This is a genomic window from Candidatus Binatia bacterium (assembly GCA_036563615.1).
In the GTDB taxonomy this organism is placed as follows: domain Bacteria; phylum Desulfobacterota; class Binatia; order UBA12015; family UBA12015; genus DATCMB01.
This window is the reverse complement of the sequence record DATCMB010000023.1, coordinates 277,132-298,491: the sequence shown is the minus strand read 5'-3', so window position 1 is coordinate 298,491 and position 21,360 is coordinate 277,132. Positions and strand designations below refer to the sequence as shown.

General features: G+C 70.5%; 19 protein-coding genes. 11 read left to right on the top strand and 8 right to left on the bottom strand.

Going from position 1 to position 21,360, the window contains the following annotated elements; all coding sequences use genetic code 11:
• Positions 1 to 82 precede the first annotated feature (82 nt).
• A complete protein-coding gene (locus tag VIS07_22510) occupies positions 83 to 1,501 on the top strand; it encodes an alkaline phosphatase PhoX (protein HEY8518295.1) in 1,419 nt (472 codons plus the stop codon).
• A 12-nt stretch (positions 1,502 to 1,513) separates the two neighbouring features.
• A complete protein-coding gene (locus tag VIS07_22505) occupies positions 1,514 to 1,687 on the top strand; it encodes a hypothetical protein (GenBank protein ID HEY8518294.1) in 174 nt (57 codons plus the stop codon).
• Positions 1,688 to 1,744: 57 nt separating this feature from the next.
• Here the strand turns inward: VIS07_22505 and VIS07_22500 are convergent, their stop codons facing one another.
• Both VIS07_22500 and VIS07_22495 read right to left on the bottom strand, forming a co-directional pair.
• Positions 1,745 to 3,871, bottom strand: a complete 2,127-nt coding sequence (locus tag VIS07_22500; protein HEY8518293.1) for an NAD(+) synthase — start codon at positions 3,869 to 3,871, stop codon at positions 1,745 to 1,747.
• Between the two features lie 8 nt (positions 3,872 to 3,879).
• The gene (locus tag VIS07_22495; protein HEY8518292.1) at positions 3,880 to 5,166 is read right to left on the bottom strand and encodes a hemolysin family protein; all 1,287 of its coding nucleotides are present in this window, start codon (positions 5,164 to 5,166) and stop codon (positions 3,880 to 3,882) included.
• 62 nt (positions 5,167 to 5,228) lie between these two features.
• On the opposite strand from VIS07_22495, the gene VIS07_22490 reads away from it, so the two are divergent.
• Complete coding sequence (locus VIS07_22490; protein ID HEY8518291.1) at positions 5,229 to 6,404, top strand: M20/M25/M40 family metallo-hydrolase; 1,176 nt, start codon at positions 5,229 to 5,231, stop codon at positions 6,402 to 6,404.
• A 27-nt stretch (positions 6,405 to 6,431) separates the two neighbouring features.
• Here the strand turns inward: VIS07_22490 and VIS07_22485 are convergent, their stop codons facing one another.
• From VIS07_22485 to VIS07_22475, 3 genes are all read right to left on the bottom strand, one after another.
• A complete protein-coding gene (locus tag VIS07_22485) occupies positions 6,432 to 6,623 on the bottom strand; it encodes a ferredoxin (GenBank protein HEY8518290.1) in 192 nt (63 codons plus the stop codon).
• Positions 6,624 to 6,655: 32 nt separating this feature from the next.
• Positions 6,656 to 7,879, bottom strand: a complete 1,224-nt coding sequence (locus tag VIS07_22480; GenBank protein HEY8518289.1) for a cytochrome P450 — start codon at positions 7,877 to 7,879, stop codon at positions 6,656 to 6,658.
• Between the two features lie 340 nt (positions 7,880 to 8,219).
• On the bottom strand, positions 8,220 to 10,385 hold the full coding sequence (locus VIS07_22475; protein ID HEY8518288.1) for a hypothetical protein: 2,166 nt from the start codon (positions 10,383 to 10,385) through the stop codon (positions 8,220 to 8,222).
• 201 nt (positions 10,386 to 10,586) lie between these two features.
• Between VIS07_22475 and VIS07_22470 the strand changes: the two genes are divergently transcribed.
• From VIS07_22470 to VIS07_22450, 5 genes are all read left to right on the top strand, one after another.
• Positions 10,587 to 11,918, top strand: a complete 1,332-nt coding sequence (locus tag VIS07_22470) for a VCBS repeat-containing protein (GenBank protein HEY8518287.1) — start codon at positions 10,587 to 10,589, stop codon at positions 11,916 to 11,918.
• A 34-nt stretch (positions 11,919 to 11,952) separates the two neighbouring features.
• Positions 11,953 to 13,158, top strand: a complete 1,206-nt coding sequence (locus tag VIS07_22465) for an SGNH/GDSL hydrolase family protein (protein HEY8518286.1) — start codon at positions 11,953 to 11,955, stop codon at positions 13,156 to 13,158.
• A 154-nt stretch (positions 13,159 to 13,312) separates the two neighbouring features.
• Positions 13,313 to 14,089, top strand: coding sequence for a hypothetical protein (locus VIS07_22460; protein ID HEY8518285.1), 777 nt, complete (start codon positions 13,313 to 13,315; stop codon positions 14,087 to 14,089).
• A gap of 106 nt (positions 14,090 to 14,195) precedes the next feature.
• The gene (locus VIS07_22455; protein ID HEY8518284.1) at positions 14,196 to 15,296 is read left to right on the top strand and encodes a ferritin-like domain-containing protein; all 1,101 of its coding nucleotides are present in this window, start codon (positions 14,196 to 14,198) and stop codon (positions 15,294 to 15,296) included.
• A 20-nt stretch (positions 15,297 to 15,316) separates the two neighbouring features.
• Positions 15,317 to 15,946 (top strand): helix-turn-helix domain-containing protein, encoded by a 630-nt coding sequence (locus tag VIS07_22450; GenBank protein ID HEY8518283.1) that lies wholly within the window; start codon positions 15,317 to 15,319, stop codon positions 15,944 to 15,946.
• A 44-nt stretch (positions 15,947 to 15,990) separates the two neighbouring features.
• On the opposite strand, the gene VIS07_22445 is transcribed toward VIS07_22450, so the two are convergent.
• Positions 15,991 to 16,599 (bottom strand): glutathione S-transferase family protein, encoded by a 609-nt coding sequence (locus VIS07_22445; GenBank protein ID HEY8518282.1) that lies wholly within the window; start codon positions 16,597 to 16,599, stop codon positions 15,991 to 15,993.
• Positions 16,600 to 16,608: 9 nt separating this feature from the next.
• The gene (locus VIS07_22440; GenBank protein HEY8518281.1) at positions 16,609 to 17,133 is read right to left on the bottom strand and encodes a hypothetical protein; all 525 of its coding nucleotides are present in this window, start codon (positions 17,131 to 17,133) and stop codon (positions 16,609 to 16,611) included.
• Positions 17,134 to 17,321: 188 nt separating this feature from the next.
• On the opposite strand from VIS07_22440, the gene VIS07_22435 reads away from it, so the two are divergent.
• Positions 17,322 to 18,551 (top strand): acetyl-CoA C-acetyltransferase, encoded by a 1,230-nt coding sequence (locus tag VIS07_22435; GenBank protein HEY8518280.1) that lies wholly within the window; start codon positions 17,322 to 17,324, stop codon positions 18,549 to 18,551.
• Between the two features lie 3 nt (positions 18,552 to 18,554).
• On the opposite strand, the gene VIS07_22430 is transcribed toward VIS07_22435, so the two are convergent.
• Positions 18,555 to 19,301 (bottom strand): TVP38/TMEM64 family protein, encoded by a 747-nt coding sequence (locus tag VIS07_22430; protein HEY8518279.1) that lies wholly within the window; start codon positions 19,299 to 19,301, stop codon positions 18,555 to 18,557.
• A 146-nt stretch (positions 19,302 to 19,447) separates the two neighbouring features.
• Here VIS07_22430 and VIS07_22425 point away from each other — a divergent pair, with 146 nt between their 5' ends.
• Together VIS07_22425 and VIS07_22420 are read left to right on the top strand one after the other, a co-directional pair.
• The gene (locus VIS07_22425; protein ID HEY8518278.1) at positions 19,448 to 20,365 is read left to right on the top strand and encodes a chromosome partitioning protein ParB; all 918 of its coding nucleotides are present in this window, start codon (positions 19,448 to 19,450) and stop codon (positions 20,363 to 20,365) included.
• A gap of 53 nt (positions 20,366 to 20,418) precedes the next feature.
• Complete coding sequence (locus VIS07_22420; GenBank protein HEY8518277.1) at positions 20,419 to 21,333, top strand: SDR family oxidoreductase; 915 nt, start codon at positions 20,419 to 20,421, stop codon at positions 21,331 to 21,333.
• Positions 21,334 to 21,360: the final 27 nt, after the last annotated feature.

Here is a 21,360-nt window from a genome sequence, read left to right as displayed (position 1 = left end):
GACGCAGCGCCGGAATGAGTCCGTCCTGCCCGATCGGCCCGCTTCTGTCTACGTCGTGCGGCGGATGTTACGAGACGTCGTCGTGGCCCCTGTCCCGCAAGCCTCGCAGCTCCTCGATCGCGCGCTGAGCCGTCGCTCGCTGCTCCGCGGCGGGCTCGCCGTGACGCTCGCGTTCGCGACGCTCCGGCGCAGCACGGCGCGCGGCGCCGACGCGGTCGCAGGCCGCCTGCGTCCGGGTGCGCTGCAGCGCGATCCGAACGGGATCCTCGACCTGCCGGCGGGCTTCTCCTATCGCGTCGTCTCGCGCACCGGCGACACGATGGCCGACGGGCTGCGCGTGCCGGGCGCGGCCGACGGCATGGGCGCGTTCCCCGGCCCGAACGGCACGACGATCGTCGTGCGCAACCACGAGCTGGTGATCGAGCAAGCGAGCCTCGGCCCGTACGGCGCGCGCAACGCGCTCCTCGACAAGGTCGATCTGAAGAGCGTCTACGACCCCGGCGCGGCAGGCGTGCCCGCGATGGGCGGCACGACGACCTTCGTCTGGGACACGCGCAAGGGCGAGCTCGTCGCGCAGTGGCTGAGCCTCGCCGGCACGGTGCGCAACTGCGCCGGCGGCCCGACGCCGTGGGGCACGTGGATCACCTGCGAGGAGAGCGTCGTCACGCCCGACGGAAACTACGCGCGTCCGCACGGCTTCGCCTTCGAGGTCCCGCCGACCGCGACGCCGCAGCTCATCCAGCCCGTGCCGCTCGAGGCGATGGGACGCTTCTTCCGCGAGGCGGTCGCCTTCGATCCGGCGTCGGGCTGCGTCTACCAGACCGAGGATCTGCCCGACGGCCTGTTCTACCGCTTCGTGCCCAACGACCGGACGCGGCTCACCGCCGGCGGCAAGCTGCAGGCGTTCAAGACCTGCGAGTGCAAGAGCGGCATCGACGTGCGCAACTGGAGCGCGAGCGAGCTGGCGATCGGCGAGCTCATCGACGCGGAGTGGGTCGACCTCGACGACGTCGAGTCGCCGCACGACGATCTGCGCAAGCGCGGCGCCGCGCTCGGCGCGACGCGCTTTGCGCGCGGTGAGGGGATGTGGCGCGGCGCCGACGGCATCTACTTCGCGTGCACCAACGGCGGCGAGGCGCGCCGCGGACAGATCTTCCGCTACGTCCCGAGCCCGTACGAAGGGACGCCGCGCGAGAAGGACGAGCCCGGCACGCTCGAGCTCTTCGTCGAGCCGAACGACGTCGAGAAGCTCGACATGGGCGACAACTTGACGGTCGCGCCGTGGGGCGAGCTGATCGTCTGCGAGGACGGGAGCGGTGAGCAGCTGCTGCGCGTCGTCGACGCGAACGGCGAGCTGCATCCCTTCGCGCGCAACGCGCTGAACTCGTCGGAGCTCGCCGGCGCGACCTTCTCGCCCGACGGCTCGACGCTGTTCGTCAACATCTACGAGCCCGGTATCACGCTCGCGATCACGGGTCCGTGGCCGCGCGCCGCGGCTTGAAAGGAGCTCCGCATGGAGCGCATGCGCTACGAGATCCGCGACCGCGTCGCGTGCATCACGCTCGACGACGGCAAGAGCGCGCTCGCCGCGCTGTCGCGCGACGCCTACGCGACGACCAAGCGACGCATGCGCGCCGCGGAGGCCGAGCGCGCGCTCGAGCTGCTGGAGCGCGAGCTGCCCGCCTGACGGCGCACGACGCGCAACGCGGTGGCCATTCCGCAGCGCCGCGCGCCGAGCTTCAGCTCACGACCGCGCGGCTCGCCGCCGAGCCGCCGCCGCGCGAGCCTGGACGCGCGGCACCGCGCCGCGCGCCGCGACGACGCGTTCGGGCAGCGAGCGCGCCTCCGCGAGCCAGGCGTCGGGCGACGCGTCGGGCGGCATGCGCCAGTCGCCGCGCGGAGAGAGCGCGCCACCGGAGCCGACCTTCGGCCCGTCGGGCATGCAGTCGCGCTTGAATTGGCTCGCGAAGAAGCGCTGCACGAAGACGATCAGCCAGCGGCGAATCTCGGCGAGCTCGTAGCGTCCCGCGAACGCGTGGTGCGCGAGGCGCGCGATGCGCCGCGGCCCGGAGCCGAAGCGCAGCAGGTGATAGAGGAAGAAGTCGTGCAGCTCGTACGGCCCGACGATGTCCTCCGTGCGCTGCTTGATCTCGCCGGTCGGTGACGGACGCAGCAGCTCCGGGCTGATCGGCGTCGCGATCACGTCCTGCAGCACCTCCTGCACGCCGGGCTCGTCGCGGAACACGACCTCCGACGCCCAGCGGATCAGGAAGGTGATCAGCGTCTTCGGCACGCCGGAGTTCACCGCGTAGTGCGACATGTGGTCGCCGCCGTAGGTCGCGAAGCCGAGCGCGATCTCCGACAGGTCGCCGGTGCCGAGGTCGATGCCGCCGGTCTGCGACGTCGAGGCGAAGAGCAGGAGCTTGCGCAGCCACGCCTGGACGTTCTCGAAGGTGACGTTCTCCTGCTCCGGCGGGTGTCCGATCGCGGCGAACACCGACTCGCTCAGGTCGACGATCGGGATCTCGCGGTGCGTCGCGCCGAGCGCTTCGATCAGGCGGTGCGCGTTGCGTCGCGTGCGCTCGGTGGTGCCGAAGCCCGGCATGGTGACGCCGGTGATGCGCGAGCGCTCGAGCCCGAGCAGGTCGAGCGCGTGCGCCGCGACGAGCAGCGCGTGCGTCGAGTCCTGACCGCCCGAGACGCCGACCGTCACGCGGCGCGCGTGCTCGGGCAGCGACTCGAGACGACGCGCGAGCGACGTCGCCTGGATGAGAAACACCTCGCGGCAGCGGTGATCGCGACGCGCCGGATCGGACGGCACGAACGGGTGCGGATCGACCGCGCGGTTCAGCGTCTCGAAGACGCGCACGTCGCGCGCCTCGCGCGCAGCTTCGCTCTCGACGCAGCGGAACTCGCCGCCGAGCGCGCGACGGTTCTGGCCGAACGAGGTCTGGCGCATGCGGTCCTGCACGACCGCCTCGAGGTCGACGTCGACCACCACCGAGCCGCCATCGGTCCTGAAGCGCTCGGTCTCGCCGATCAGCACGCCGCGCTCGGCGATCAGCCCGTGGCCGTCCCAAGCGAGGTCGGCGGTCGACTCGCCGAAGCCCGCCGCGCTGTACATCTGCACCGCGATGTTCCGCGCCGCCGACGACGTCACCAGCTCGCGGCGGAACTCCCACTTGCCGACGGTGATGTTCGACGCCGAGAGGTTCGCGAGCACGGTCGCGCCGGCGAGTGCGGCGAGCGTGCTCGGCGGCACCGGCACCCAGAGGTCCTCGCAGACGTCGGTGTGCAGGACGAAGTGCGGGAGATCGGGCAGCCGGACCAGCACGTCGGTGCCGAACGGCACGGTCTGCCCGAGCAGCTCGACCTCGCGCGAGCGCGCCTCGGCCGCGGCGTGGAACCAGCGTCCCTCGTAGAACTCGCGATAGTTCGGCGGGTACGACTTCGGCACCACGGCGAGCACGCGGCCGCGGCGGAAGGTCACCGCGCAGTTGAACACCAGGTCGTCGACGACGAGCGGCAGGCCGACGGACGCCGCGACGTTCCAGTCTGCCGACGCGTCAAGCATACGCGCGAGCGCGTCGCGCACCTCGCGCAGGAGCGTCTCCTGGAAGAACAGGTCGCCGCAGGTGTAGCCGGAGAGACCGAGCTCCGGGAACAGCGCATAGTGCGCGCCCGCGTCGTAGACCTTCTCGAGCTCGGCGAGGTGTGCGTCGGCGTTGAAGGCGGGATCCGCGACGCGCACGCGCGGCACGCAGACGGCGACGCGCGCGAAGCCGTGCTTGCGGACGTCGAGAAACGGGGAGCTCTCGCTTCGCGCCGCATCCGAGGACGTTCCTCGGGATGCTCCTCGAGCCCCGCGCACCGGCCGCCTCACGCCTTGTCGGCCTTCGCGTCGGGCTCGCGCTCGCCCTCGCCGGCCTGCTCTTCGGGCGGCTCGCGCGTGATCAGCACCGACTTGATGCGCCGCCCGACCACGTTCTCGGCCTTCAGCTTGAGGTGGTCGAAGCGCACCTCCTGACCCTGCGTCGGGATGTGGCCGAGCAGCCCGAGCATGAGACCCGCGACCGTGTCCCACTCGTCCTGCGGCAGCTCGACGCCGAGCGCCTCGTTGACGTCGTCGATCGAGACGCGGCCGTTCACGCGGAAGGTCGACTCGTCGACCAGCTCGATGCGCGGCTCCTCGCGGTCGTGCTCGTCGGAGATGTCGCCGACCAGCTCCTCGAGCAGGTCCTCCATCGTCACGAGCCCGGACACCGAGCCGTACTCGTCCGTCACCAGCGCGATCTGGAATTTTCGGATTTGCATCTCGGTGAGCAGCTCACCGACGCGCTTCGACTCGGGGACGAACACGACCGGGCGCGCGAGCGAGGCGACGCTCTTGTCGGAAGCGCCTTCGTGCAGCGCACGCAGCAGGTCGCGCGCGTAAAGCATACCTTCGATGTGGTCGAGGTCGCCGCGGTAGACCGGCACGCGCGAGCGACCGTGCTTGATCATCAGCTCCTGCGCGGCGCGCAGCGGCTGGTTCACCTCGATCGCGATGATGTCGGGGCGCGGCTTCATCACCTCGCGGACGACCGTCTCGGCGAAGTGGAAGACCGAGTGGATGAGCTCCTTCTCCTGCTCGGCGATGCTGCCCTGCTCGTGCCCGAGCTGCGCCATCCAGCGGATCGCCTGCTCGGAGACGAACGGTCCCTGCTCGAGCCCGCGTCCGGGCAGGAGCACGTTGGCGAGACCGATCAGCGCGCGCGTCGGCCAGTGCAGGATGCGGCCGAGCACCCACACCACCGGCGCGAGCGCCAGCGCGACGCGGTCGCTGTGCAGGACCGCGAAGGTCTTCGACATCGCCTCGACGGCGACGAAGTAGCCGACGGTGAACAGCACCGACGCGACGGTGACGCCGAACTGTCCCCACTGACGCTCGGCGTAGATCGCGACCAAAATCGCCGAGCCGTTCTGCACGCACATCACCGAAAGGTAGACGGCGTTCAGATAGCGCGGCACGTCGCTCTCGATCTTCTCGAGGACGTCGACGTTCCGCCGCCCCTCCTCGCGCAGCGCGACCAGCCGAACCTTGGTCATGCGGGTGATGGACGCCTCCGCCATGGCGAGCACCGAGCCAAAAATGACGAGAAGCGCGATCGCGCCGAGCCAAACCACCCACGGCAAGCGGTAACAGAATCCCCCCAGACGCGAAAGCGCCTGGACTGGAGCGCTCGACGATGGTTGCATGGCTCCAGGTCGTCATGTCCTACCCGTCGAGCGTCCGATTTCTGCGCGACTACGTCGCGATTCCGTCGGTGAATCCCATGCGCCGCAGCGACATCCCGCCGGAGCTCGTCGGCGAGCGGCGCTACGCGAGCCACGTGCTCGAGCAGCTGCGCCGCATGCGGGTCGACGCGGAGCTGGTGGGATCCGGCGAGCGCGCGAGCGTGATCGCGCACGCGACGGCGCGCGGCGCGCGCGAGACCGTGATGATCGCCTCGCACCTCGACACCGTGCCGGTCGACGGCATGGAGATCGATCCGTTCGACCCGCGCATCGAGAACGGGCGTCTCTACGGCCGTGGATCCTGCGACACCAAGAGCGGCATGGCCGCGGCGGTCGCGGCGCTCGAGCACGTGCTCGAGCGCGGCAAGCTGCGGCGCAACGTGGTGCTCGTTGGCGAGGCCGATGAGGAGTGCGCGAGCGTCGGCGTGCGCGACGTGCTCGCGAGCCTCGGCAAGCAGAAGCCCGACTGGGTGATCGCGACCGAGCCGACCGACCTCGAGATCGTCACCGCGCACAAGGGCATCGCGCTCGTCCGCCTGGTCGCGCACGGCGTGTCGTGCCACAGCTCCGAGCCGCGCGCGGGAAGAAACGCGATCGTCGCGCTCGCGCGCGCGGTGCTCGCGCTCGAAGCGCTCGGCGAGGAGATCGGCCAGATGGAGCATCCGCGCCTCGGGCGCGCGACGCTGTCGGTCGGCCTGATCGGCGGCGGTCAGGCGGCGAACATCGTGCCGCAGGAAGCGTGGCTCGTGACCGACCGCCGCCTGCTCCCCGGCGAGGACGAGCAGCGCGTACGCACGCAGATCGAATCCGCGCTCGAGCGTCGCGGGGTCGCGGACGTCGAGATCGCGTCGTGCGCGGTCGAGAAGCCGGCGCTCGAGACCGACGACGACGCGCCCGCGGTGCGTGCGTGTCAGGCGGCGCTCGCGTCGCTCGGGCTACCGACCGAGACGACGACCGCCGCGTTCAGCACCGACGCCGGGCTGTTCGCCGAGGCGGGGCTACCGGGCGTGGTGTTCGGCCCCGGCTCGATCGCGCAGGCGCACACCGCGCGCGAGTGGGTCGCGCTCGATCAGGTCGAGCGCGCGACCGCGTTCTTCACGAACCTCCTGCAAACCGAAGGCTCGTGAAGGACGCGTGCGCGGCAAGCGGCTCCGTCAGTCGCTGATCGACAGCGCCTGGCGCGGGCAGCGCCGGACCGCTTCCTCGACCTTCGGACGGAGGCTCTCGTCGGGCTCCTCGACCAGCAGGTAGAGGTTGTCGTCGTCGCGCACCTCGAACACCTCGGGACAGATCTTCATGCAGACGGCGTTGGCCTCACAGCGGTCGTAATCGACGATGACCTTCATGCCTTCCTCATCGTTTGCCGGGGACCGTCCTGTCAACCGGCGGCGAGCTTGCGCGTCGGCGTGAAGCGCACGGGCATCTCCTTGATGCCGTTGATGAAGTTCGAGCGCAGGCGACGCACCGGCCCGGCGAGCTCGATGTCCGGCATGCGGCGCAGCAGCTCCTCGAACATGACGCGGATCTCGAGCCGCGCGAGGTTCGCGCCGAGGCAGAAATGCTCGCCGATGCCGAACGCGAGGTGGTTGTTCGGCGTGCGCGTCACGTCGAACTTGAAGGGATCGGGGAAGACGTCCTCGTCGCGGTTCGCCGACTGGTAGTAGATGACGACCTTGTCGCCCTCGCGAATCTTCTGACCGCGGATCTCGGTGTCGCGCGTCGCGGTGCGTCGGAACTGGCTCACCGGCGACACCCAACGCAGCATCTCCTCGACCGCGGTCGGGATGAGATTCGGGTTCTCGATCAGCTTGCGGCGCTCGTCGGGGTGCTCGATCAGCGCCAGCATGCCGCCGGAGATCAGGTTGCGCGTGGTCTCGTTGCCCGCGACCGCGAGCAGCAGGAAGAAGGAGTCGAACTCCATCTCCGAGAGCTTCTCGCCGTCGACCTCGCTGGTCATCAGCAGGCTCACCAGGTCGTCGCGCGGCGCATTCTTGCGCTCCTGGGCGAGCTGGTTGGCGTACATCCACATCTCCATCGCCGCCGCCTTGCCGTCGTTCTCCGAGTTCTGGAACTCGGGATCGTCGAAGCCGATCAGACGGTTCGACAGCTCGAAGATCTTCTCCCGGTCCTCGAGCGGGACGCCGATCAGCTCGGCGATCACGATCAGCGGCAGCTCGGCCGCGATGTCACGCACAAAATCGCACTCGCCGCGCTCGGCGACCGCGTCGAGGATCGCGGTCGTCGCCGCACGGATGCGCGGCTCGAGCATCGCCGTCCTGCGCGGCGTGAAGCCCTGGCTGACGAGCTTGCGGTACTTGCTGTGCTGGGGCGGATCCATGTTGAGCATCATGGTCCGCGTGTTGTTCAGGTCCTCCTCGGGGAGATCCCGGAGGATCGTGCCGCCCTTGTACGAGGAGAAGGTCGCCGGATCCTTCGAGACGGCGACGACGTCGTCGTAGCGCGTGATCGCCCAGAAGCCGCGGCTCCCCGGCATCTCCTGCCAGAACACCGGCGCCTTCCGACGCAGCAGCCGGAAGGCCTCGTGCGGAACACCCTCGACCCAGATGTCCGGGTTGACCAGGTCGACCTCGTGGAGCTCCATTTTCGACCTCCTCGTCGCGTGCGGTGCGCGGGCGGCGCACCGCAGGAAGGATTGCGACACGCGGTGCTCGTGAGGCTTCGACGCTAGCCAACGAACGTTCGTTAGTCAACGCTTGCGTCGGGTGAGCGGGACGGGGGAGCACACGCCGCGGCCGACGACCAGCCGCGCGACCGAGGGCGACGCGTCGAGCACACCGCGGCGGTCACGACGCGTGCCGCCCGAGCTGCCCCGAGGCGGGAGGAGCGACGCGCGCTGCGCGGGACGAGACGACGCGCGGCGCCGGCTCGGGACCTCCGAGGCCGGCGCCGCGCGCTCGCGGCTTCATTCGTGACGACGTCGCCTACTGCTGCGACAGCTTCGGCGCGCGCCGCGGCTCCGCGCCCGGTGCGCTGCCGTCGCCTTGCGTGCGCGGGCGCGACTGCGCCGTGCTGAGCGCCGCCGAACCATCGCGCGCCCGGCACTCGTTCGAGCCCAGGACGCACTCGAAACCCGGCTCGCAGTAGCCGCCGAACTGGTCGTAGCAGCAGTCGGTGCCGGCGGGCAGGCACTCGTTTCTGCAATTGACGGGGGCCTCCGCGGGACACGCGATGCAGCCGCCGCCCCGGTTCTCGGGCACGCACAGCATGCCCTGCGGGCACCAGCAGGCGTCTTCTCCCGGCGGGCAGTCGGCGCAGCACTCGAGACCGGGCTCGAGGCACAGCCCGTTGCAGGCGACCGGACGCTCGAGCGGGCAGCAGCCGCCGCCCTCCGCCTCGAGCACGCACAGCGAGCCGGCCGCGCAGTAGCAGCTGTTGCCGCCGTCCGGGCAGTCGACGCAGCAGTTCGCGCCCGACGGGATGCAGATCGAGGCGTTGCAGAGGTCCGGACGGTTCGTCGGGCAGCAGCCGCCGCCCTCGGACTCGAGGTTACAGACGCGGCCCGGGTCGCAGTAGCAGTTGATCGAACCGTCCGGGCAGTCCTCGCAGCACGAGGCGCCCGGCGGCGCCTCGAGCGTTCCGCAGAAGAGCGTCGCCGGATCGCGCTGGTCGAAGCACGAGCCGCAGAGGCTCGTGGTCGGATCACAGCCGCCCGAGTCGACGCAGAGGCCCGGGCAGTTCTCGTCGCCGGCCGCGGGGTCGCAGCCGTCGCGGATGTCGTCGGTGCAGCACTTGCCGGCCGGGCACCCGTTGCCGAGCGAGCCGCCGCAGATGCTGATCGCGACCTGGTCGCCCTGCTCCGCCGCGTAGCACGCGCACTGGCCGCTGGTGGACGAGAACGGCAGGCACTGGCCGCGCGCCGTCGCGCCGCCGACCTGGTACTGACAGTCGCCGCCGCAGGTGCCGGTCGCGCCGTCGCCGCAGACGATGCACTGCGGCGGCACGTCGTCGACGCGGCACGCGCAGCCGATGTTCGCGTCAAGCACAATCCGGCCCTGCACCGACGGACAGCTGCCGATGCCGACGCTGCACGCAGCACCTTCCGCGCAGCCACCCTGCACGGTCGCCCCGTCGGGCGCCGTGACGCCCGCACCGAGCGGCGTCATCACCGCGGGCGGATCCGACGTGCGGCCGATGACGATGATCTCGGGATCGGACTGCGGCGTCGCGGGGAGCCCGCCCGGCGGCAGGAAGAAGCTCGCCGGCAAGCGCACGTCGCCGCCGCCCGGGATCGGCTGCCAGTCGCGCTCGGCGCACTCCTCGGCGCTTCCATCGCACGGCGCTGCGCCGAGGCAGCCGAAGCGGAACTCGCTCGACGGGTCCTGCAGGTTGCCGGTCGAGTCCTGGCGCTCCTGACAGAAGACGAACTGCGGTGGGCTGCCGTCGGCCGGATAGACGTTGCCGGTGACGTTCAGCACGCGGTTGCTGATGATGCAGTCCGGCCGGTCGCCGCAGGTCGAGACCGCGCCGTCGCCGCGATGCGCGGGGATCATGTTGAGCGAGATCGACCAGCGAAGCCCGGCGAGGTCCTTGTTGACCAGGAAGTTCGAGCCGTCGGGCGGCAGGTTGGCGCCGCGCGCCGCGACGCCCGCTGGGGCGGCGGGCGGTGCGGAGGTCGCGCGGGCGAGGTCGAGCGACGGAAGCTTTCCGTCCGCTGCGGCCGCGAGCGCGTTGCGTCCTTCAGGAAGAAAAAATCTCGCCGGGATCTCGATCAGGTCGGCGATCGTCTGCCACTCGTTGCGCGCGCAGCCGGTCGCCGTATCGCCGCACGTGCTCGCGCCGCTGCAGCGCAGACGAAAGACGCTGTCCGGATTGGACAGCGTCCCCGTCGAGTCCTCGCGCTCCTGACACCACACGAAGCTCGGTGGTGAGCCGTCGCTCTTGTACACGTTGCCCGTGACGTTGATCGTGCGCGGCGGATCGAGCGTCGCGAGGTTGAAGTTGATCGTCCAGCGTTCGCTGCCGACGTCCTTGCTCACGAGGTACGTGAGCCGATCGGGCGTGAGCGTCGAGCCCGACTGTGCCGTCACCGTGGTCGGCGCGGCGATGAGCAACGCCGCGACGAGCGCGCAGCGGGAGCGGAGGGACACGGTGGACGGTGGCTTCATTTGAACCTCTGGAGGCAGCAGTAGCCGGGGGGTTTCGCGCGGGTCAAGCCAATAACGTGCCGGACGACACGAAGATGGCGTCGCCGACACGAGCCGCGACGATGCGCAATGTGGCTTGCTCGTTTCGGAGGCCTCTGCTTGTCATGGCGACCGATGGAGAACCGATCGCGACTCTCGCACACCGTGGTTGACACGCTGGCCGCGCTCGGCATCGTGCTCGCCGCTGCTGCATGTCAGAGCGAGCAGCCGGCCGGCGAGCGCGCCGCGAGCGCGCCGACGGCGACGGCTGCCGCCACGTCGACGTCCAGCCCCGCACCGAGCTCGGCCGCGCCGCAACCCGAAGCGTCCGCGGCACCGGCCGCCCAGGCCCCGCGCCAGGATCCGATCGAAGGGCCGCAAGTCGCAGCGCTGCTCGTCGCGCAGGCACAGTTCGTCGACGAGAAAGGCCCCGACGGCAAGACCCGGCCCGTGCCCGGCCCGGCGAAGCTCACCATCGTGCGCAAGACCGGCGACGGCTGGACGGTCAGCATCCTCGAGGACCCGGACAGCAACGTGCTGCACAAGGCGATGGCGTACGAGGACGGGTTCCTCACCATCGGCGGCAACCAGGCGATGCTCAAGACCTGGCGCTTCGCCGACGGCAAGTGGCAGCAGCAGACGCACTGGAACCCGAAGTTCGGCGGCAAGCACGACCGTCTGCGCGACATCGAGCGCGGCGACCTCGATCACGACGGCACCGACGAGCTCGTGATCGCGACCCACGACCAGGGCGTGGTCGCGATCGTCCACCCCGACGAGAACTGGCGCGTCGAGGAGGTCGATCGTCAAGCCAACATGTTCGTGCACGAGATCGAGATCGGGGACGTCGACGGCGACGGGAAGATGGAGTTCTTCGCGACGCCGAGCAAGCCGAACAAGCTCGATCAGGAGCAGCCCGGCGAGGTCACGATGTACAAGAGCTCGCCCGAGGGCTGGCAGAAGTCGATCGTCGACGCGCCCGGCGACACGCACGCGAAGGAGATCCTGGTCGCCGACGTGGATCAGGACGGGATCAGCGAGCTGTACATCGTCTGGGAGGGCGCGCTCGGTCAGGGCGGCACGCTGCTGCGTCCGGTCACCGTCAAGCAATACCGTCTACAGAGGGACGGCACGTGGCAGAGCACCGAGGTCGCGAGCGTCCCGGATCGGCTGATGCGCGCCATCGCCGCCGGCGACGTCACCGGTGACGGCAAGATCGACCTGGTCGCGGGCGGGCTCTCGTCCGGCCTGTGGCTCTTCGAGCGCGACGGCGACGGCTGGAAGAAGACGCAGATCGACGCCAACTCGTCGGGCTTCGAGCACCCCGTCCTGCTCGCCGACCTCGACGCCGACGGTACGCTCGAGATCTACGTCGCCTCCGAGGACCAGGGCGAGCTGCGCCAGTACCGCTTCGTCGACGGCAAGTTCGTGCCGACCAAGATCGCGCCGCTCGAGAAGGGCGACATCACCTGGAACCTGAGCGACGCGAAGCTCTGAAGCGGCGACGTCGCACATACCGAGCGCCGCGAGCGTGACACCGCCGCCGGGCACGACGTCGACCGCCCGGCGGCGGCGCGCGCGGCTGCTCACCGCGCTCGCCGTCGTCCTGCTCTCGCTCGGCGCGTGCGAGCTGGTGGTGCGCGCCGTCGTGCGGCGCGACGCCGACGGCCAGGAGTGGATCGGCGAGCGTCGCCTGCGCCCCTTCCGGCTGCCGCTCGCGAGCATCGCCGAGCGCCTCGCCGCGCTCGAGGACGGGCGGACGTTCTTCGCCTGGGATCCGGACCTCGGCTGGGCGCCGCGTCGCAACGCGACCAGCGCGTCGGGGCTCGCGCACGTCGGCTACGACGGCATCCGCGGCGTCCGACCGACCGCGCTCGCGCCCACACCCGGCGTGCTGCGCGTGGCCGTGTTCGGCGACTCCTTCACCTTCGGCGACGAGGTCGGCGACGACGACACCTGGGCGGTGGCGCTCGAGCGCGCGCTCGCCGAGCACGGCATCGCCGCCGAGGTGCTGAACTTCGGCGTCAACGGCTACGGCACGGACCAGGCCTACCTGCGCTGGCGACGCGACGGCCGTCGCTTCGCGCCCGACGTCGTGGTCTACGGCTTCCAGCCCGAGAACGCGCTGCGCAACCTGAACGTCTTTCGCGCGCTCTACTTCGCCGCGACCGACATGCCGCTGCAGAAGCCGCGCTTCCTCCTCGAAGGCGGCGCGGACGACCGCGCGCTGCGCGCGATCGGACAGCCGACGATCGCACCGCGCGACATGCTCGCCGCGCTCGCCGACCTCGACCGCCAGCCGCTCGCCGCGTACGACCGCTACGCGCCGCCCTACTTCGACCACTGGTGGCTGCGCAGCAAGCTCTTGGCGCTGCTGGTCACGATCGCGGCGAACGACCTCGCCGATCCCTTTCGCCTCGACGACGAGAGCCGCACGCTCGCGCGCGCCCTGATCGACCGCTTCGCGCGCGAGGTCACGGAGAGCGGCGCCGCGTTCGTCGTCGTGCACCTGCCGCGGCGCGAGGACCTCACGACGATGCACGCCGGAGGCGAGCCCTGGTACGCCGAGCTGCTGCGCGAGATCGCGTCGCGGCACCGGGTCGTCGATCCGAGCGCAGCGATGCAGCAGGCCCGCGAGGACGGCTTCGAGAAGCTCGGGCACTACGCGGCCGAGATGAACGCGATCGTCGCGGCCGAGCTCGCGGACCCGGTCGCCGCGGCGGCGCGCGAACGCTGAGCGGCGGCGCGCGAGCACTGAGCGGCGGCGCGCGAGCGCTGAGCGGCGGCGCGGGCCGCTCGCCTCGCGCCAGCCCGCGCCGAGCAAGCGACGAAAGGATCGCCCGCGCGCGTCGTCTGGTGAGACGAGCGCTGTCGCTCGTGAGGAGGTCGCCATGACGCGTTTCAAGCGCAGCACCCTCGCCCTGCTCGCCTTCGTCGCCGGCTGGGCGTGCGGCGGCGGGGGCAGCGACGGCATCGCCGCCGTGATGCGGCTCCTCGAGCTCGGCGGCGCGTCGCTCGCGGACATGCTCGCGCAGGCCGGTCCGCCGCCGATCAGCGCGGGCCTCGGCATCGCCGAGATCGTGCCCGACGACGGCACGCGCCACTTCGCGCTCACGGTGGCGAGCGAGAACCGCAGCTCGAAGGAGGACACCGCCGCGCTCTACGCGCTGATGGACGGCCACGGACCGATCGGCGGCGTGTGGGGCGCGAACATCCTCGCCTTCGCGCACAGCGACATGACCTCGGGCTCGGTGCAGGGGCTCGAGATCGACGTCGGCAACTTCGGCGCGGCGCCGGGGGTCCCGGTGGCCGGGATCAACGTCTTCGCGATGGGTCCCGTGCCGGCCGACGTCGCGCTCGGCATCCTCTCCTTCCCCGACCCGTCCGGGCCGGGCGGCTTCCGCGAGGGCATCGCGTTTCGCTCGCACCCCGGCGGACCCGCCGTGACCGACGCGCTGCTGCGCGTGCACCCGGGCTTCGGCCGGGTCGAAACGGGCATCGATCTCCGCGCGGCGACCTTCTCCGGGCCCGCGCTCGCCACGCCGGGCTTCTCGGTCGGTCCCGACGGCGCGATCGCGTCGCAGGCGCTCGCGACCGGCGAGACCCGCTTCGCCTGCGTCGACCCCGAGGGCCGTCTCTTCGCCAGCGCGACGCCCTGCGTGCCGTGACCCGCCCGTCCTGCTTGTCTGACTGAGAAACTCTCAGTAATGAGAGTTTCTCGGCCGCACGCTCTGCGGCCCCCAGCAGTCAAGCAGCAAAAGCAAGGAGCACGGCATGGCGATCGATCCCGCGTATCGGACGGTGTCCCGTGAGGACTTCCCCGCGATGCTCGACGTCGGGCGCTACGCCCAGCGCTCGCCTCACTTCGAGGAGATCATCGCGCGGACCGAGGAGCACTTCTGGAATCCGGAGGATCCGGACTACATCGACCTGCGCACGCCTGGGTTCCGCGACGAGCCGATCCTGCCGTTCGACTTCATCATCGAGTCGCACACCGCGGTGTGGGACAAGCTCGACGAGGGGCAGAAGATCCGCTTCGCGAACGAGTCCGCGCGCTGGATGGTGTCGAACCTGCTGCACGGCGAGCAGGGCGCGCTCAACCTGTCGGCGAGCCTGTGCGACATCTTCCTCGATCCGGGCGCGCAGGAGTACGCGGCGAACCAGGTGCGCGAAGAGGCGCGCCACGTGCACGCGTTCACGATGTACACGCAGTCGCGCTTCGACGGGCAGATCTTCCCGGTCGGCGACACGATCGGGAAGCTGCTGCGCGAGCTGGTCTCGACGCCGGTGGTCTACAAGAAGATCGTCGGCATGCAGATGCTGATCGAGGGCGTCGCGATGGGCGCCTTCAGCACGCTGCACGTCAAGGCGCTCGACCCGACGCTGCGCCGCCTCTGCCAGCTCGTCATGACCGACGAGGCGTTCCACCACAAGTTCGGCAAGATCTGGGCGCGCATCACGATGCCCGAGCTGCCGCCCGAGGAGCACGACGCCGTCGAGGACTGGGCGCTCGAGTGCTTCAACACGCTGCTCTTCAACCTGGTGAACGCCGAGCAGAAGCGGCTCATGTATCCGCAGTTCGGGCTCGACTGGCAGTGGGTCCGCAGCGCGGTGATGGAGGCCTTCGGCGACGAGGAGCGCCGCGAGGCGATGAAGGAGTCGACCAACGTCTTCCGCACGCTGGCGAAGACGCTGCTCAAGGCCGGCATCATCACCGAGCGCACGCGCGCGAGCTACGCGATGTGGGTCGACCTCGACGAGCTCGCGGCCGAGGGTGACCGCATGGTCGGCGACGACATCGCCGAGGAAGGCATCGAGAGCCTGCGGGCGATCAACGCCACCAAGCGCAAGATCGTCCGGCGCATCTCCGCGTGAGCGCGCCGACGAGTGAGCGCATGACGACCGTGAAGCTCGACCTCGCGGCGCGGCGTCGCGAGGCCGCGCCCGAGGGTCGTCAAGCACGTCGCAAGCGCGAGACCGAGGAGCGCCTGCTCGACGCGGCGCTGCGCGTGTTCCTCGCGCGCGGCTACGACGGCGCGACGACGGCCGAGATGGCGCGCGCCGCCGACGTCGCGGCCGGCACCTTCTACGTGCACTTCCGGGACAAGCGCGCCGCCTACGAGCGGCTCGCGCAGCGCGCGGCGCACGAGCTCATCGCCTCGTGGCGCGCGGCGCTGCGTCCCGGCACGCCGATGGCGGAGAGCGCCGAGGTCGCGCTGCGCCTCGCGGTCGACTTCTGGCGCGCCGACCTGGCGCGGGCGAAGCTCCTGCTCGAGGGCGGTCCGTCGCTCGGCAGCGAGAACCACGTCCGCCTGATCGACGAGATCGCGGCGGTGCTGGCGACGACCGCCGCGGCGCCGCGCCGTCCGACCCGCGCGACGCAGCGCCTCGCGCACACGCACGCGCTGCTCGTGCTCGGGCTCGGCATCGAGCTCGGCCGCCTGATCGTCGCGCGTCCGGGCGCGGTGCGCGAGGTCGAGGACCTGATCCGGCTCCTGCGCACGCAGACGGGCGACAAGCGCTGAGGGGAGCGCGCGTCGGGTGACACCGGCGCGCGCTCCCCTCATCCTCACATGGCCGGCTTGGTCTGCTGCGCGCTCTCGCGCGCGAGCATGCGCTCCGTCCACGCCGCGACCGCCGGCGGCGGCGTGATCTCCATCAGCGGGAAGAACTCGACGAACGGCGTGTAGCAGACCTCGACCAGGCTGTAGCGGTCGCCGACCAGGTACTCCTTCTTGTCGAGCTGGCGCTCGAGGATCTCGAGGTGCTTCTCGATCTCCTTCTTCGCCTGCTCCATCGCCTTCTCGTCCCAGCGCTCCTTGGGCAGGAAGCGCTTCGGGAAGATGATGATGCCGGTCTGACGCGCGAGCTGGATGTCGCACAGCTTCATGTGCATCGCGACCAGCGCGCGGCCGCGCGGGTCGGCGGGCACGAGCGGCGGATCGGGACGCGTCATCTCGAGGTACTCGAGGATCGCCGTCGACTCGTAGAGCACGAAGCCGTCCTCCTCGAGCGTCGGCACGCGACCGTACGGATTGAGCGCCAGGTACTCGGGCTCGCGGTGCTTGCGCGCCGCCATGTCGACCTCGACGAGCTCGTGCGGGATGCGCTTCTCGATCAGCGCGATGCGGACGCGTCGCGAGAAGGTCGAGAGCGGGTGATGGTGCAGCTTGAGCATCTTTCCTCCTCAGAAGTCGCGGTCGAGCACGGTCTTGCGTCCGGCCTGCGCCGCCTTCTCGATCGCGCGGTCGCACAGGCCGCGCACCACGTCGGAGAGGACCTCCATGACAGCGTCCGATGTGTTCATGCCGGAGCGGGCGCGGATGTACGCCTTGAGCTTGGAGGCGACGATCAGGATGTCGCGCGGCACCTCGTCGGCGCTGCGCAGCGGCTGCGGCGTCGTTGGAGACGCCGTCGCCGGAGACGCCGGCTGCGGCGCGGACGCGCGCGCCTCGCGGCGCTCGCGTTCCTCACGCTCGCGCGCCTGCTCGCGCAGCCACTCGTCGCGCGACGGCGCCCGCTGCTCGACCGACCACGCGTCGCGATGGCGTAGCAGCGGCACGTGCGCGTCCCAGCACTCGACCGAGCAGAAGGCGAGCGCCGTGTTGCCGCGGTTGCACGTCGAGACGTTGCAGGCCTGGTAGCGCGCCCCGAACGGGATCTCCGCCTTGCACGTGCTGCAGTGCTTCCAGAACGACCGCACCTGTTCCATGCTCGCTCTCCGCACCGCGGATGGACGTTCTGCAAGACCGCATGAGCTCGCCGCGGGGCTCGGCTCCCTCATGCACCGCGACGCCGCGCGCCGTCAACGCCCGACGCCGCCGGTTGCCGGTGGTCGGGGACGTCGGTAACGTGCGCGGGTTCGATCCGCTCCGCGAAAGCAGCGAAGGAGATCCGCCAATGGGAACCGCCTACATCATCGATGCCGTCCGCACGCCGCGCGGCAAGGGCAAGAAGGATGGTGCGCTCGCCAACCTGCACCCGCAGGAGCTGCTGGCGCAGGCCCTGAACGGGCTCAAGCGCACCGGCGTCGACCTGCGCGACGTCGAGGACGTCGTCTGCGGCGTCGTGCAGCAGACCGGTGAGCAGGGCGCCTGCATCGGCCGCATGGGGACGCTCGCCGCCGGCTGGCCGACCGAGGTCAGCGGCGTGTCGCTGAACCGCTTCTGCGGCTCGGGTCTGCAGGCGGTGAACTTCGCCGCGATGGGCGTCGCGAGCGGCATGCAGGACCTGGTGGTCGGCGGCGGCGTCGAGTCGATGTCGCGCGTCCCGATGGGCTCGGACCGCGGCGGCCTCGACGGCAACAACACCCACCTCCTCGAGATGCACCCGATCGTCCCGCAAGGCATCTCGGCGGACCTGATCGCGACCATCGAGGGCATCAGCCGCGAGGAGTGCGACCGCTTCGCCTGGCAGAGCCAGCAGAAGTGCCAGCGCGCGGTCGCGGAGGGGCGCTTCAAGAAGAGCCTCGTCCCCGTCCACGACCTCGACGGCAAGCTGCTGCTCGATCGCGACGAGTACCCGCGGCCGGAGACGACGCTCGAGGGTCTCGCGCAGCTCAAGCCGTCCTTCGCCCCGGCGATGGACTTCCGTCCCGAGCCGGGCGACGGCCTGACGCTCGGCGAGCGCGTCTACAAGCGCTACCCGAACGCGAAGCCGCTCAACCACGTGCACACCGCCGGCAACTCGTCGGGCATCGTCGACGGCGCGGCCGCGGTGCTGCTCGCCTCGGAGCGCTACGTCAAGGCGCACGGCCTCAAGCCGCGCGCGAAGATCGTCACCACCGCGACGGTCGGCTCCGAGCCGGTCATCATGCTGACCGCCCCCGGACCCGCGACCGAGCGCGCGCTCGGCAAGGCGGGCATGAAGGTCTCGGACATCGACCTGTTCGAGATCAACGAGGCGTTCGCCGTGGTGCCGCTCAAGACCATGCGGGACCTGAACATCCCCGAGGACAAGGTCAACGTGAACGGCGGCGCGATCGCGCTCGGCCACCCGCTCGGCGCGACCGGCGCCATGCTGATCGGCACGATCCTCGACGAGCTCGAGCGTCAAGATAAGACGACGGGTCTCGTCACGCTGTGCATCGGTGGCGGGATGGGCATCGCCACCATCATCGAGCGCGTCTGACGCTCACGACGACGGTTCGGCCGGTACGCCGGCGGTCCTGATGGCGCGCGTCGCGACTCGCGCGACGAGAACGACGACCACCAGGGCCGCCACCGCGCCGACCACCTGCACCACCGTCCGCGTCATGTCGGCACCGCCGCCGACGGCCCCCGCCGCCGTCGCGGCGGTCGCGCCCAGGTAGACGTACGCGAAGGTGCCGGGGATCATCCCGACCACCGACGCGAGCACGTAGGCCGGGGTCCGCACGCCCGTCAAGCCAAAGGCGTAGTTGATGTAGGTGAACGGGAAGATCGGCGCGAGACGGACGAGGAAGACGATCTTCGCCCCCTCCTTCGCGATCGCCCGGTCGAGCGCGCGGAAGCGCGCGTTGTCCCGGGTCATCTGCTCGACGCGGTCGCGCAGCAGCGTGCGCGCGAGCAGGAAGGCGAGCGTCGCGCCGAGCGACGCGCCGACCAGCACGACGCCGACGCCGACCGCGACGCCGTAGATCGCGCCCGCCCCGAGGGTCAGGATCGACGCCGGGACGAAGAGCACGACGCAGGCCGCATAGACCAGCGCGTACAGCACGTAGCCCGACGGCCCGAGGCCGCGCACCCAGCCCTGGAAGCGCGCGAGCCACTCGGCGATCGGCAGGGTCGCGAACAGCAGCGCGAGCCCCGCGACCACCGCGACCACGAGGGCGATCGCCACCACCGGCGACCGTCGCGTGCGCTGCGCGCCCTCCGTCGGGGCGACCTCGTGGGGCTGCATGGCTCGTCGCGACCTCGTGCGGAGCATGGTGCCGGAATCCACCCGCGGGGGAAAGGAGCGATCGTCGCCGCCGGCGACGCGTCGCGCGCGTCGCACCGCAGGCTCGCGTACCGCTCGCCGCGCGCTTTGGTGTAGAACCGCAGCCCATGGCGCACGACGGCTGGACGACCTACCCGGAGGGCAGCAAGCCGCCGCAGAACGTCCTCGACCTCGCCGCCCAGGTCGAGAGCGACGGCGGGCACGTGCTCGCGATCTACCAGGAGCCGGTCGGCAAGCACTGGCAGATCTTCTGCATCCTGCCGCTCGACAAGGTCGAGGCGACGCCCTACCAGCGCGATCTGAGCCCGACGCACGCGAAGCGCCTGCAGGAGGTCGTCAAGAAGCTCGACCGCTTCGTCGATCCGGTGCTGGTCACGAGCCCGCGTCCCGGCGTCTACTGGACGCCGAACGGCAACCATCGACGCATGGCGCTCGTCAAGCTCAAGCGCACGACCATCCCCGCGGTGCTGGTGCCCGACGCGGAGGTCTCCTTCCAGATCCTCGCGCTCAACACCGAGAAGGCGCACAACCTGAAGGAGAAGTCGCTCGAGGTGATCCGCATGTACCGCGTCCTCGCCGAGGAAGCGCCGCAGGCCGGCGAGGAGGACTTCGCCTTCCAGTTCGAGTCGCCGCACCTGATCACGCTCGGCCTGCTCTACGAGGAGAACAAGCGCTTCGCGGGCGGCGCGTTCGCGCCGATCCTGAAGCGGGTCGACAAGTTCCTCCCCGGCAACTTCGCCAAGACGCTGCCGCAGCGGCAGGAGCGCGCCGAGCTCGTCCGCGAGGCCGACGAGGCGCTCGGCGCCGCGGTCGCGAAGCTCAAGAAGCGCGGCATCAACCACCCCTACGTCAAGAACTTCCTCCTCGCCCGCACCACGCCGCTGACGCGCGCCCGCAAGACGCTGCCGTCGTTCCAGCAGACGTTCACGAAACTTAAAGAAAACATCGAGTCGTTCGATCTTTCGAAGGTGCGCTACGAGGACGTGCAGCGGGCCGCGGTCGCGGTGCCGGCGCCGGCGGAGTAGCGCGAACGCTGTTGCGAGCCGAATGCGCGTGAAGTAGCGAGCTTGGACCACGCATGGAGCGCCTGCTCATCACCGGCATCGCGGGTGGCCAGGGACGGTTGGTCGCCAAACGTCTCGCCGGCGAGTACGAGATCAGCGGCGTCGACAGCGCGCGCTGGGAGGGTCACTCGCGCAACGTGACCTTCCACCAGGCCGACCTGCGCAGCAAGAAGGTCGAGGACATCTTCCGCCGCGAGCGTCCGAGCGCGGTCGTCCATTTGGGCTTCGTGCGCCACCGCTTCGACCCGGAGCTCCGGCACGACGTCAACGTCGTCGGCACCAAGCGTCTGCTCGAGTACTGCGCGACCTACGGCGTCAAGAAGGTCGTCGTGCTGTCGAGCTCGTACGTCTACGGCGCGCTGCCCGAGAACGCGTTCTACATGGACGAGGACACCGCGCTGAACGTCAGCCGGCACTATCCCGAGATCCGCGACCTCGCCGAGGTCGACACGCTCGCCACCACGTTCCTCTGGCGCTACCCGGAGATCGCGACCGCCATCCTGCGTCCGGTGAGCACGCTCGGCTACTACGTGCACAGCACGATCGGCGCGTATCTCAAGCTGCGCTACGTCCCGACCGTGTTCGGCTTCAACCCGATGATGCAGTTCATCCACGAAGAGGACCTCGCGGAGGCGATCGCGGTCACGCTCGAGACCGGCGTCCGCGGCGTCTTCAACGTGACCGGTCCGGGCGCCGTGCCGCTCAAGTGCGCGATCCGTGAGACCGGCGGCACGCCGGTGCCGCTGCTCGAGCCCGTCGCGCGTGCGGCGGTGTCGCGTCTCTTCCGCTACGGTCTCTACCCGTTGCCGGCCGACGCGATCGACTTCGCGAAGTACCCGTGCACCATCGACGGCCGGCGCTTCCGCAAGGCGACCGGCTTCAAGCCGTTGTTCAGCCTGGAGGAGACGCTGCGCAGCGTCCGGCGGTGACGCGGACGAGCAGCGAAGGAAGCGAGC